Annotated in this window: 12 protein-coding genes; 1 reads left to right on the top strand and 11 read right to left on the bottom strand. The window is 65.0% G+C overall.

What is annotated here, in order from left to right; genetic code table 11:
- Positions 1 to 2: 2 nt before the first annotated feature.
- The 3 genes from RAD10_RS03670 to rimP are packed head-to-tail and all read right to left on the bottom strand — an operon-like array spanning position 3 to position 3,078.
- On the bottom strand, positions 3 to 686 hold the full coding sequence (locus RAD10_RS03670; RefSeq protein ID WP_018319417.1) for an RNA-binding protein: 684 nt from the start codon (positions 684 to 686) through the stop codon (positions 3 to 5).
- A 23-nt stretch (positions 687 to 709) separates the two neighbouring features.
- The gene (gene nusA / locus RAD10_RS03665) at positions 710 to 2,320 is read right to left on the bottom strand and encodes a transcription termination factor NusA (RefSeq protein ID WP_018319418.1); all 1,611 of its coding nucleotides are present in this window, start codon (positions 2,318 to 2,320) and stop codon (positions 710 to 712) included.
- A gap of 2 nt (positions 2,321 to 2,322) precedes the next feature.
- The gene (gene rimP / locus RAD10_RS03660; RefSeq protein WP_461616366.1) at positions 2,323 to 3,078 is read right to left on the bottom strand and encodes a ribosome maturation factor RimP; all 756 of its coding nucleotides are present in this window, start codon (positions 3,076 to 3,078) and stop codon (positions 2,323 to 2,325) included.
- 362 nt (positions 3,079 to 3,440) lie between these two features.
- Between rimP and RAD10_RS03655 the strand changes: the two genes are divergently transcribed.
- Positions 3,441 to 4,523 carry a DUF2336 domain-containing protein gene (locus RAD10_RS03655; protein WP_461616365.1) on the top strand — a complete coding sequence of 361 codons (1,083 nt, stop codon included), beginning with the start codon at positions 3,441 to 3,443 and terminating at the stop codon, positions 4,521 to 4,523.
- On the opposite strand, the gene trmB is transcribed toward RAD10_RS03655, so the two are convergent.
- The 8 genes from trmB to miaB all read right to left on the bottom strand — a co-directional run bounded on the left by trmB (position 4,520) and on the right by miaB (position 12,862).
- A complete protein-coding gene (trmB, locus tag RAD10_RS03650) occupies positions 4,520 to 5,230 on the bottom strand; it encodes a tRNA (guanosine(46)-N7)-methyltransferase TrmB (RefSeq protein ID WP_461616364.1) in 711 nt (236 codons plus the stop codon). The genes RAD10_RS03655 and trmB overlap by 4 nt on opposite strands.
- Positions 5,227 to 6,384 (bottom strand): M20 family metallopeptidase, encoded by a 1,158-nt coding sequence (locus RAD10_RS03645; protein ID WP_461616363.1) that lies wholly within the window; start codon positions 6,382 to 6,384, stop codon positions 5,227 to 5,229. Before RAD10_RS03645 ends, trmB begins: the two co-directional genes overlap by 4 nt.
- Positions 6,385 to 6,469: 85 nt before the next feature.
- Positions 6,470 to 6,883 carry a helix-turn-helix domain-containing protein gene (locus tag RAD10_RS03640; protein WP_018319423.1) on the bottom strand — a complete coding sequence of 138 codons (414 nt, stop codon included), beginning with the start codon at positions 6,881 to 6,883 and terminating at the stop codon, positions 6,470 to 6,472.
- Between the two features lie 221 nt (positions 6,884 to 7,104).
- On the bottom strand, positions 7,105 to 8,718 hold the full coding sequence (gene lnt, locus RAD10_RS03635; RefSeq protein WP_461616362.1) for an apolipoprotein N-acyltransferase: 1,614 nt from the start codon (positions 8,716 to 8,718) through the stop codon (positions 7,105 to 7,107).
- A complete protein-coding gene (locus RAD10_RS03630; RefSeq protein WP_461616361.1) occupies positions 8,715 to 9,833 on the bottom strand; it encodes a hemolysin family protein in 1,119 nt (372 codons plus the stop codon). The genes lnt and RAD10_RS03630 overlap by 4 nt, the downstream gene beginning before the upstream one ends.
- A 1-nt stretch (position 9,834) precedes the next feature.
- Positions 9,835 to 10,344 (bottom strand): rRNA maturation RNase YbeY, encoded by a 510-nt coding sequence (gene ybeY, locus RAD10_RS03625; protein ID WP_461616360.1) that lies wholly within the window; start codon positions 10,342 to 10,344, stop codon positions 9,835 to 9,837.
- A 60-nt stretch (positions 10,345 to 10,404) separates the two neighbouring features.
- Positions 10,405 to 11,403, bottom strand: a complete 999-nt coding sequence (locus tag RAD10_RS03620) for a PhoH family protein (protein ID WP_028139517.1) — start codon at positions 11,401 to 11,403, stop codon at positions 10,405 to 10,407.
- A gap of 64 nt (positions 11,404 to 11,467) precedes the next feature.
- Positions 11,468 to 12,862 (bottom strand): tRNA (N6-isopentenyl adenosine(37)-C2)-methylthiotransferase MiaB, encoded by a 1,395-nt coding sequence (miaB, locus tag RAD10_RS03615; protein WP_461616359.1) that lies wholly within the window; start codon positions 12,860 to 12,862, stop codon positions 11,468 to 11,470.
- Positions 12,863 to 13,000: the final 138 nt, after the last annotated feature.

Genomic DNA, 13,000 nt, shown 5'->3' with positions numbered 1-13,000 from the left:
TCTCAGAAATCCTGGCCGGGCTTTTCGGCAGTCTTGTCAGCGTCCGCCATCCGGTATCGGACCAGCATCTGGCTACGTGACAGGAATGACTTGCTCGCCGGGCCCGCGAGCAGGGCAGCATGTATCACATTTGACCGGGTCAGTGCCAAATCCAATTCTAACGATTTCAGGGCGGTAACGACGGGAATCTGCGGCTTGGCGCCGCGATTTCCGGCATTTTGACGCGCCAGCATGTCCAATTTGCGGATTCCGTCCGCGGCCCCGTCGCTGGCGTGGATCAGGACCCCGGCCGTGCCTTCCCGGAGGGCGCTTTCGACCTTGCCGAAGCCGGCCACGACCTGGCCCGCTTTGGCGGCGATCCCAAGGGCTTCCGTCACGCTCCGAACCAGGAGCGCCTCGATATCGGCAGGAAGCGTCTGAGGGATGCGCAGCTCGCGCTTGAAGGCCTTGCTAAATTGGTGACGCCGGACGGCTTCCGCAACCACCCCGCGTGAGGCGGTGAGCCACATGCCGCGTCCGGGCAGCTTGCGCTTGAGATCTGGAACTACGTCGCCTTGCGGCGAAATGACGAAGCGGATCAGCTCGTCGATCGGCCGGACCTGCCGACTGACCGCGCACATCCGCATGGTCGCGGACCTTTCGGTCCGCGGGCCATGGTCAAGTTCGGGGTCAGTATCGGTGAGCATCCGGGCGACATTCTCCTTTGCCCTTAAGCCGGCTGATCTTCGGTGGCCTCAGCCTCCTCGGCGGGCTTGGCGAGATCGGCCTCGGTGATCCAGCCGGCCTTGACGCGGGCCTGCATGATCATCGCCTCGGCATCGTCACGGGAAATGTCGATACCGTCGAGCGCACCCGGGAATTTGGTCTGCTCGCCGCCTTCCTTGCGTTCGGTCCAGCCGACCAGATCGTCGGTGGCGCAGCCGGCGAGGTCGTCGACCGTCTTGATGTCGTTCTCGCCGAACTTCACCAGCATCTTGGAGGTGACACCGGGGACGTCCTTGACGGCGTCCTCGACACCGAGCTCCTTGCGCCTGGCCTCGATCTCAGCTTCCTGCTGCTCGAGATATTCGCGGGCACGGCTCTGGAGCTCCTGCGCGGTCTCCTCGTCGAAGCCCTCGATGCCGGCGAGTTCCTTGAGGTCCACCATGGCGAGTTCCTCGACCGAGGTGAAGCCTTCGGACGCCAGCAGCTGGCCGACCACTTCGTCGACGTTGAGCGATTCCATGAAGACGCGGGTGGAGTTCTCGAAGTCGGCCTGGCGGCGCTCCGATTCCTCCTGCTCGGTCAGGATGTCGATGTCCCAGCCGGTGAGCTGCGAGGCCAGACGCACGTTCTGGCCGCGGCGGCCGATCGCCAGCGAAAGCTGGTTGTTGGTGTCGGGCACCACGACCTCGATGCGCTCGCGGTCTTCGTCGATGACGACCTTGGACACTTCGGCCGGCGCCAGCGCGTTGACCACGAAGGTCGCGATGTCGGGTGACCACGGAATGATGTCGATCTTCTCGCCCTGCAATTCGTTTACCACGGCCTGCACGCGCGAGCCGCGCATACCGACGCAGGCGCCGACCGGATCGACCGAGGAATCGCGGGAAATCACGCCGATTTTCGCGCGCGAGCCCGGATCGCGGGCAACCGCCTTGATCTCGACGATGCCGTCATAGATTTCCGGCACTTCCTGCGCGAACAGCTTCGCCATGAATTGCGGATGGGTGCGGGAGAGGAAGATCTGCGGACCTCTCGTCTCGCGGCGGACGTCGAAGATGTAGGCACGGACGCGGTCGCCGTTTCGGAAGACTTCGCGCGGCAGCATCTCGTCACGGCGGATGATGGCTTCGCCACGACCGAGATCGACGATCACGCTGCCATATTCGACGCGCTTGACGACGCCGTTGACGATGTCGCCGATGCGATCCTTGAATTCCTGATATTGCCGGTCGCGCTCGGCCTCGCGCACCTTCTGCACGATGACCTGCTTGGCCGATTGCGCGGCGATGCGGCCATATTCCAGCGGCGGCAGGGTGTCGGCGATGGTGTCGCCGACCTGGGCGCCGGGATTGGCGCGCTGCGCGTCCACCAGCGAGATCTGGTTGGAATGGTTTTCGACCTTCTCGACCACCAGCATGTGGCGCGACAGCCGCAGCTCGCCCTTTTTCGGGTCGATCTCGGCGTGAACGTCAGTTTCGCTGCCGTAACGTGCGCGGGCCGCCTTGGCGATGGCATCCTCCATCGCCGCGATGACGATGCCGCGGTCGATCGATTTCTCGCGCGCAACGGCATCGGCGATCTGGAGCAACTCAAGTCGATTGGCGCTGACTGCCATGGCTAGTCTCCTTCGTCAGGCTCGATCTCGCCCCGTCGCGCGCGTTCGGCGGCCAGGCGATGCTTCTTCGTATTGGTCGGGGCCGGCTTCTTCTTCGGCTTGGTGTTCTTGGTGGTCTTTTCGCTGATCTTGGCGTGCGGCGCCTGCGGCGGCTCGATGCCGAGATCGCGGCGCATCTGGCGCTCCTCGGCCTTGCCGCGGCGCATCGATTCCGCGATCAATTCGTCGGTCAGCACCAAGCGGGCCTCGCCGATATCCTCCATCGTCAGGAGCACGTCGGCATCGTCGCCCGCTTTGACATCGTCGCGGCGCAGATGCACGCGATCGCCTTCGACCGGACCGATCATGCCGCGGAACCGCTTGCGCCCTTCATGGGCAACCGCCATCTCGATCTTCACCAGATGGCCGGAATAGCGCTCGAAATCGGAACGGCGGACCAGCGGCCGGTCGATCCCCGGCGAGGAGATTTCCAGCCGGTAGGCGCGATCGATGGGATCGGCGACATCGAGCACGGGCGACAGCGCCCGCGAGATCGCCTCGCAATCCTCGAGCTGCATCGAGCCGTCCGGCCGCTCGGCCATGATCTGCACGGTGCAACCGGATTCCCCGGAAATGCGGATCCGCACCAGGCGGTAGCCCATGCCCTCGAGCACCGGCGCTGCAACCGCGGACACACGTGCCGCCACGCCCGGCTCGACCACGAGCCTCGGCTCGGCCAGCAACTCGGCATCCGTGGAACCAGTGTTCGGTTCGGTCATATCAGGGGTCAAGGCGCTCGATGGTTAAGGCTTGGTTACGATTTTCAAAGCCCGCTTCGGAACTCCCCGACAGCGCGTCGGGCCGCATCTTCCGCCAAGCCGCGTTCGGGTAATAAAAAAGAGCGGGTCCTTTCGGGCCCACTCTCACTACGCGGATCGTATGAGAAGATGAATTGGCGCTGATATAGCGCTTTCTGTCCCCCCGGACAAGGCCCATCGCGGGCCAGACGAGGCTTTTTGCGCCCGATTCGCGGCGCCCCGGGCCTAACGCTTCCTTCACCTCGAGGGGCTAAATTCCCTGATTGTGGGGCGGCTTGGACCAAGGGCGCGCCCGCGGCGTGCCCCGTACGAGTTGCGTTTTCATGACCGTTGCCACGTCGCTCATTCCCGGACTGGACGATATCGTCAAACGCGGCGATCCGCGGCGACGCGGCGAAATCGCGCGCGCCATCTCCGAGTTGTTCTTCCAGGATTCCGCCAATCTTCGGCCCGAGCTCATCGATCTCTTCGACAACCTCCTGATCGATCTCGTCCCGCATGCGGAGCTTGCCTCGCGCGTCGACCTCGCCGAGCGCTTCTCGCACCTGAACAACGCGCCGCCGCATCTGGTCAATCAACTCGCGCGCGAGAACGAGATCATGGTGGCCGGCCCCGTGCTGCGTCGCTCGCCCGTGCTCGATGATGCCGCGCTGGTCGAGATCGCGCGGCTGAAGGGCCAGGGGCATTTGCTGGCGATGACGGAGCGCCCCGCTTTGTCTCCCGTCATCACCGACGTGCTGGTGGAGCGCGGCGATCGCGACGTGGTGCGCCGCGCCGCGGGCAATGCCGGTGCGGTGTTCTCGCCTGGCAGCTATTCCGAGCTGATCAAGCGTGCGGCGCAGGACGGCGTGCTGACGCTCAAGATCGGCCAGCGCCGTGATCTCTCGGGCGAAAACCTGAAACAGCTTCTCGACGGCACGCTCGACGTCATCCGCCGCCGGCTCTCCAGCGTGGTCAATCCCGCGCGCCAGGTCGAGATCAAGCGCGCGATGGTGGCCATCGAGGAGGCTGCGCTGCCGCCGGGACCGCGGCGCGATTTCTCCGCGGCCCAGCGCACGGTGCTCACCCTGCATCGCGAGGGCCATCTCGGCGAGAGCGCGCTGCTCGGCTTCGCCAAGGCGAACAAATACGAGGAATCGATCGCCTCGCTTTCGGCAATGTCCGGCGTTCGCCTCTCTGTGCTCGACCGCCTGATCTCAGGCGATCGCTACGACCCGATCCTCATTCTCGGCCGCGTGCTGAATCTCGGCTGGCCCACGGTGCGCGCGCTCATCCTGCTCTGGTACGGTCCGCATCGCACGCCGGCCGATGCCGATATCGAGGCTGCGCGCGTGAACTTCACGCGCCTGATGCCGACGACCGCCGAGCGCGTCGTCAATTTCTGGCGCAACCGGCAGACGATCTAGAGTCGTCTGAATCGCAAATACGCAGCCTTCCGTCCTTCGCGCGCGGCCTTTCGGCCGTAGCGCGTCATGGTGTAGCCCGCCCATGGCTGTCTGAAGTCGTCGGCGCGTTCGGCAAGCCAGACGAAATCCTGCGAGCGCGCAAGATGCGACAGCGTCCAGGCGCAGTAATCGTCGATGTCGCAGACGAAGCGGAATTCGCCGTTCGGCTTCAGCACGCGCGCCATTGCAGCGATCGTCCTGTCCTGGACGAAGCGCCGTTTCCAGTGCCGCCGCTTCGGCCAGGGATCGGGATGGATCAGGTCGATCCGCGACAGCGATGCCTTGGGCAGCCAGGCCAGCAGCTCGGCGGCATCGCCCGCAAACAGGCGGATGTTGCCGATGTTGGCGGCCTCGATCTGCGCGAGGATCTTGGCCATGCCGTTGACATAGGGCTCGCAGCCGATGAAGCCTGTCGTGGCGAAGCTTTGTGCCTCGGCCGCAAGATGCTCGCCGCCGCCGAAGCCGATCTCGAGCCTGACATCGTCGGCGGCGGGATCGAAGATCTCGCTTGCATCCGCCGGCGTCTCGCCGTCGATGTCGAGCGCAAGATGCGGCAGCAGTTGACCAATCAGCTCGGCCTGATGCTGCCTGAGCTTGTGACCCTTGCGGCGCCCGAAGAACGCGCGCTCGCTGTCATCGCGATCGGGCTCTGATTTGCGCTCGCTCATCGCAGCGTCTGGTACAGGCGGTGGAGCAGCCGCGCACGCGGCGCGAGCGACGAGATATAGAGCTGCTCATAATGGGTGTGCGCGCCCTTGCCGTCGACGCCGAGACCGTCGAGCGTTGCGGTATGGGCCGCGGTGAAATTGCCGTCCGAGCCGCCGCCGGTGTGGGTGTCGACCAGCTCGAAGCCGATCTCGCCGGCGAGCGTCTTCGCATGCTCGTACAGCGAGGCGCCTGCGTTGCTCTTCTCGTAGGGCGGACGATTGAGCTCGCCGGTGACCGTGACGGTGACGCCGTCGGTCTTCGACGTCAGCCCAAGGATCTTGCCGACGAACTCCTCTGCGTCCTTGAGGCTCAGCACGCGCAGATCGACTTCGGCATAGGCCTCTTCCGGCGTGACGTTGGGGCGCGTGCCGCCACGCACCACGCCGACATTGACGCTCACGCCGCGTGTCAGGTCGTTCATCCCTTCCAGAGCCAGGATGACGTTGCCAAGCTCACGCACGGCGCTGCGGCCGTCCTCCGGCCGCGAGCCGGCATGCGCGGGCACGCCCTTGATGAAAACCTTGAAGCGTCCGACGCCCTTGCGTCCAGTGACGATCTTGCCGCCGTCGCGCGCCGGCTCCGTCACCAGCACGTATTTGGCCTTGCGCCCTTCCGTCTCGATGAGTGCGCGTGAGGTGGGACTGCCGATCTCCTCATCGGAGGTGAACAAATGCGTGATGCCGAGCGGCGAGCGATCGACTGTGGCACACAGTGCGCGAAACGCGTGATGGGCGATGTAGGCGCCGCCCTTCATGTCGTAGATGCCGGGACCGAACGCGACGTCGCCTTCGACCTTGAACGGCAGGCGCTCGATGAATCCCATGGGATGAACGGTATCGAGGTGGCTCAGCACCAGGATGCCCGGCCGGTCCTGCCCCCAATTCGAGCGCGCCATGAGATGATCGCCGCAGCCATTGACGCCGGCGACGCGCTCCAGCGTGACGGGCAGATCGCGGTATTGCTCCGCGACCATTGAGATCAGCCTGTTGACCTGTTCGGGCGCCTCCGTCGGCGTCTCGACCTCCACCCAGCGGCGGATGCCATCGAGAATAGTTTGGGAATCGAACCAATTGGAGTTGGCCATGGACGCATCTGTGCCTTTGAATCGCATCATCGAAGCGGACGCACATCAAAGCGCGGCCACAAATGACGACATAGGCCAGATTTGACGCGGTCTCAAATCGCCATTGAGATGGCGATCAGCGCTTGTCGGGACCTTCGCGAGCCGCAATCTGCTCGACGAGATCGACGATCGAGCGGCGCATCTTCGAATCGGTGATTCGCGTGAACGCCTTGGTCAAGGCAAGCCCTTCGGACGTCGCGAGAAAGTCCGACACATAGGAAGGCGAGGCACCTTCGCTGAAGCCATCCGGACCCGGCACGCCGCTCGGGCCGCCCTCGAACAGGAACGACACCGGCACCTGGAGAATCTCGGCGATCTGCTGGATTCGGCTCGCGCCGACCCGGTTCGTGCCCTTCTCGTATTTCTGGATCTGCTGGAAAGTCAGGCCCAAAGCTTCACCGAGCTTTTCCTGGCTCATGCCCAACATGATGCGGCGCATACGCACGCGACTGCCGACATATTTGTCAACAGGGTTGGGCGCTTTCGACATTTCCTCAGCCCTCCAAACACCACCTTCAGCGCAATCAACTGGAGTGCCTCAGGTGCAAGCATCGTCAAATCAGACCCTCTTATTGGGAAACATTGCGGAGAAATTTAGCAATGCCCACTGTCTTTTGCAGCCGGTGCAGAATGGGGAGCCCATGTGCAGTCTGTCAACCGTCGGACTACGGTTGTCAAAAGTTTCCGGCCGCCTTCGCGGCGACGGCGCGATCAGGCCTTCCGCTTGGTGACACGTCGACGGACCGCCAGAATCACGGCCAGCGCGACGAGCATGGCGGCCGGCACATCGCCTACCCGCGCATAGACCGTCGGTGATATCGCGGCAGGCAGGCTTGCATCCAAAATGCCTTCGATGCCGAGACCGAGGCTGGCGACGGTGCGGCCCACCGGATCGATCACCGCAGAGATACCGGTATTGGCGGAGCGGACCAGCGGCAATCCGAGCTCGATCGCGCGCATGCGCGACTGCTCGAGATGCTGATAGGGGCCGGTCGAAATGCCGAACCAACCGTCATTGGTGAGGTTCACGATCCAGCCCGGACGTTCGTTGCGTCCAGCCACCTCGCCGGGAAAGATTGCCTCGTAACAGATCAGCGGTAGCGCGGGCGGCGCGCCGGGCACCTGCAGCGCATGCCGCACCGTGCCGGGAATGAAGCCGCCGCGCACACGCGTCAGTTGCTCGAAACCGAGCTTCTCCATCAGTGCCTGATAGGGAAGAAATTCTCCGAACGGCACCAAATGCAACTTGTCGTACACTGCGAGCACGCTGCCGTCGTGATCGATGACGTAGATCGAATTATAGGCACGCGTGATCGGCGTGCCTCGCGGCAGGTCGGGCGCGCGGACCGAACCCGTGATCAGCACCGTGCCCTTGGGCAGTAGATCGGCGATCTGCGCCATCGCATCGGCTTCGCGGGTCAGGAAAAACGGAAAGGCCGATTCCGGCCAGATCAGGATGGTGGCATCGCGCACGCCGGTCGATTGCGGGCCGGAGGCGCGGTCCGACAGCGCCAAATATTTTTTCATCACCTCCGACTTGGCGGCGTAATTGAATTTGGCGTCCTGCTGCAGGTTCGGTTGCATCAGGCGCAGCTTGGCGCCTGCGACCATCGTGGTCGGATGCAGCGACAGGCGGATCGCGCCGAAGATGCTCATGACAACCAGGAGCGCAATTGCGGCCGCCGGCACGCGCCACGCCAGGCGGCGATCGGGCGTGCGGTCGATCAGCGTCGCGGGGCTCGCGAAGATCGCAACCGTCAGGAACGTCATGCCCCACAGCCCGACCAGCGAGGCCGTCTGCGCCAGCGGCAGCGGCTCGGATAGCGCATAGCCGAACGCGTTCCAGGGAAAGCCGGTCAGCAGGTGGCCGCGCAGCCATTCGCTGATTGTGAGGCTTGCTGCGAGCGCAAGCACGCGCGTGGCGTTCTTGGTCCAGAGCAGGCGGGCCAGCGCAAACCCGATCGCAGTGAATATGGACAGGTAAGCCGGCAGGCCGAGCACCGCGAACGGTGTCAGCCAGGCGAACACATCGGCCTCGACGAAGAAGGCGTAGCCGATCCAGTAGAGGCCGGGGACGAAATAGCCGAGCCCGAACCAGTAGCCGGTCAGCGCCGCGGCGGGGACGCCGCCATAGCGTCCGGCGCCGGCGCCGTCGATCAGCCAGACCAGCACCGGGAAGGTGATGAACAGCACCGGGAAGAGGTTGAACGGCGCCAGCGCCAGCACGGACAGCGCTCCGCACCCCATGGCGATGACGGCGCGCTTCCATCCCCAGGCGAGGATGATGGCAAGCGCAATCTGCCGAAGTCGCTGGAACGGACTCACTGTTGGCCGGTCCCGTCGCTTGGCGGCGGGGTGGGCGTGTCGTTGGCCGGCGATTGACCGCTGTCCGGAGTAGCCTCGCGGCGCCGGCTCTCGCGCTGAGTGCGGGGCGCAGGGCGCTCCTTCCGCGTCGAGATGCGCAGCCGCTTGACGCGGCGCGGATCGGCATCGAGCACCTCGATCTCGTAATTGCCGGGACCCGAGATCACCTCGCCGCGCACCGGCAGGCGCCCGACGAAGCTGACGAGATAGCCGCCGAGCGTCTCCACTTCCTCGCCGGCCTCGCCGGTGACGAAATCCTCGCCGATCACCGAACGGACGTCGTCGAGGCTGGCGCGGGCGTCGGCGATGAAGGCATTGTCGGGCAGGCGCACGATCGAGGGCGGCTCGTCGCTGTCGTGCTCGTCGTCGATCTCGCCGACGATCTGCTCGACGATGTCCTCGAGCGAAACCAGCCCGTCGCTGCCGCCATATTCGTCGACCACCAGCGCGAGGTGAATGCGCGTGGCCTGCATCTGCGCGAGCAGGTCGATCGCCCGCATCGACGGCGGCACGTAGAGCAGCTTGCGGATGATGCGTGCTTCCTCGAGCGGCAGCGCCAGATCGACGGCGCGGAGGTCGAGCCCGGCCGGCAGCGGCTTCTTGCGCTTGGTCTTGGTGGCTTCCGACACGCGCGCACGCGCGGTCATGAAGGCGAGCAGGTCGCGGATATGGACGATGCCGACGGGATCGTCGAGCGTCTCGTTGTAGACCACGAGGCGCGAATGGCCGGCGCTCTCGAAGCGGTCCATCAACTCGGCGAGCGGGATGTCGCGCTTCACCGCGACGACGTCGGCACGATGGACCATGACGTCGGCGATGCGGCGCTCGTGCAGGCTGAGGATGTTGCGCAGCATGGTGCGCTCGACCGCCGAGAAGCCGGTGTCGTCGGGCGTGGTCGCATCGAGCACGACCTGGAGGTCGTCGCGCACCGATCCCGCCTTCCAGCCGAACAGCGTGCGGATGGCGCGCAAGAGCCAGCCATCGGCGGTCGGGCGCATCACCTCGCCCTGGGTCACCACGGCTGGCAGATTGGCCGTGTGGCGCGGGTTGTCTTGAATCGGGTCGGAGTCCGGCATCTCAGTGCGTCCCTGCGCGGTCTGCATAGGGATCGGGAATTCCAAGGTGAGCCAGGATCTGCGTCTCCAGGGCTTCCATCTCTTCGGCGTCGCCGTCGTTCTCGTGGTCGTAGCCGATCAGATGCAGGAAGCCGTGCACGGCGAGATGGCTCAAATGGTGGTCGAACGGCTTGTGTTCCTCGTCCGCCTCGCGCCGCATGGTCTCGTAGGCGATCGCGATATCGCCGAGCATGCGCGGCGCATCGCCCGGCTTCCATTCGCCCTCCGGCTGGAGCGCGGGAAACGACAACACGTTGGTCGGCTTGTCGATGCCGCGCCAGTTGCTGTTGAGGGTGCGGATGCCGGCATCATCGGTCAGCATCACCGCCACTTCCGCGTCGGCAACGTCTTCGTCGACACTCTCAGCGGCGGCCGCAACCGCGCGCTGGATCACGGCTTCGGAATCGGGCTCGCGCTGCCAGCAATCGGCGACGACGAGGACCTCGGTCATGGGAAGGTTGGGATGGGACATTGTGTTGTCTGGGACGAAAGGGCGCCGTATCCGCGCCCTCTGGGTCCGGCTGTTGCCTCGTCAGGATTTGCCGGCGGCCGGCCGCTGCGGCGAGCCTTCGTAAGCGGCGACGATCCGCGCCACGAGTTCGTGGCGGATCACGTCCTCGGCTTTGAAATGAACCTGGGCAATGCCCTCGACGCCGCCCAGGAGACGGGTCGCTTCGGCCAGGCCCGAGGTCTGACCGTTCGGCAGGTCGATCTGCGAGGGATCGCCGGTCACGATCATGCGGCTGTTCTCGCCGAGGCGCGTCAAAAACATCTTCATCTGCATCGACGTGGTGTTCTGCGCCTCGTCCAGGATGATGGCGGCGTTGGTGAGGGTGCGGCCGCGCATGAAGGCGAGCGGCGCGATCTCGATCTCGCCGGTCTGGAGCGCGCGCTCGACGATGCGTGCATCCATGAGATCGTAGAGCGCGTCGTAGATCGGACGAAGATAAGGATCGACCTTCTCGCGGAGATCGCCAGGCAGGAAGCCGAGCCGCTCGCCGGCTTCCACCGCCGGTCGCGACAGGATGATCTTGTCGACCTCCTTGCGCTCGAACAGTTGCGCGGCATGCGCGACCGCGAGCCAGGTCTTGCCGGTGCCGGCCGGGCCGATGCCGAACACCAGCTCGTGGCGCTTCAGCGCGCGGATATAGGAGTCCTGGGCGGCGGTGCGCGCGCGCACCGGGCGCTTGCGCAGATTGATGCTGTCGAAGGTCGCCGATTTGGCCGATTTGGCGTCGAACTCGAACAGTGAGCCCTGGGCGATGACCGCGCGAATCGCGCCCTCGACCTCGCCCTGGTCGAGATCCTGCCCCTTCACGGCCTGCGCGTAGAGCATCTCCAGCACGCGACGTGCGGCGTCGCAGCCGTCGCGCGTGCCGCCGATCGTGATGTGGTTGCCCTTGGAATCGACGACGACGCCGAGCCGCCGCTCGATCTGCGCCAGATGCTGGCCGTAGGGGCCGACCAGCGCGGAAGCGGCGCGGTTGTCGTCGAAGTCGATGACGACCTGGGTCTCGGGCGGAACTTGCATGTCGCGGTCAAATTTGCGGCTGGGAGCGAGAGAAGACGAATCCGATGCGCTTTTTGGCAAGGGTTCAGGCTCCAATGGCTGGCGATAAAGCGGGCTCGCGCGCCCCACGCGGCGTCACGAGCTCACCGAGAAAGCTGTAGCGTTCGAGGCTGTCGATCCTGACAGGCAGGATTTGTCCGATGATGTCGGGCGAGGCCATCACGTGGGCGGGCTGCAGGAAAGCGGTGCGGCCGACGATCTGGCCGTCCTTGCGCGCCGGACGCTCGAACAGCACGTCGACCGTTGAGCCAATCGCGGCCTTGTTGAAGGCCGATTGCTGGCTGTCGATCAGTTCCTGGAGCCGCTCCAATCGCTGGTCCATCTCGGCGGGGGACACCGTCTCCTGCATGTCCGCGGCCGGCGTTCCCGGCCGGGCGGAGTATTTGAACGAATAAGCCGCAGCGTAGCCGATTTGCGTGACAAGCGCGAGGGTGGCGAGAAAATCTTGCTCGCCCTCGCCGGGGAAACCCACGATAAAATCTGATGAAAAAGCAATGTCTTGGCGCGCGGCGCGGAAACGGTCGATGACCCGCCGGTAATCATCGGCGGTATGTTTCCGGTTCATGGCCGCCAGAATGCGGTCCGAGCCCGACTGCACCGGCAGGTGCACGAACGGCATCAGGGCACCGAGATCGCGATGGGCGGCAATCAGGCTGTCGTCGACGTCGCGGGGGTGGCTGGTCGAATAGCGCAGCCGCGCGATGCCGGGAATCGTCGCCAGATGCTCGAGCAGCCTGCCGAGCGGCCAGGTTTTTCCGTCCGGTCCGTCGCCATGATAGGCGTTGACGTTCTGCCCGATCAGCGTCAGCTCGCGCACGCCGTTGTCGGCGAGGCGCTTCACGTCGTCGACGATCTTCGCGACAGGGCGCGAGACTTCCGAGCCGCGCGTATAGGGCACGACGCAGAAGGTGCAGAACTTGTCGCAACCTTCCTGCACCGTGACGAAAGCGGAAATGCCGCGCGCGCGGATCGCGTCGGGCTTGGGCTGAGCCAGGAAGCCGAACTTGTCCTGGGCAGGAAACTCGGTCTCGATCGCGCGGCCTTCGTCGCCGGCGCGCTTCAGCAGTTCCGGCAGGTGATGATAGCTCTGCGGTCCCACCACGACGTCCACGACAGGCGCGCGGCGCACGATCTCCTCGCCCTCAGCCTGCGCGACGCAGCCCGCGACCGCGATCTGCATCGCGCGGCCCGCGCGCGCGGCCTCGTCCTTGGCGACACGCAATCGGCCGAGCTCGGAATAGACCTTTTCGGAGGCCTTCTCGCGGATGTGGCAGGTGTTGAGGATGACGAGGTCGGCGTCTTCAGCGCTGGCCGTCTCCACGAATCCTTCCGGAGCCAGCGTGTCCACCATGCGCTGGGCATCGTAGACGTTCATCTGGCAGCCATATGATTTGATATGCAGCTTGCGCGGCGGCGTCATGGAACCCGGAATTGTGGTGGAGAACGGCCCTCAAATATAGGTTGGAGGGACGAAAATCCAGCGACTGGAGCCTCTTGGGCCGTCATTCCGGGGTGCGATGCAGTCGTGCCCCGGAATCCGGAGGTTTTGGGCGAGATT

Source organism: Bradyrhizobium sp. 23AC, assembly GCF_054863025.1.
This window is presented reverse-complemented; position numbering and strand designations above follow the sequence as displayed.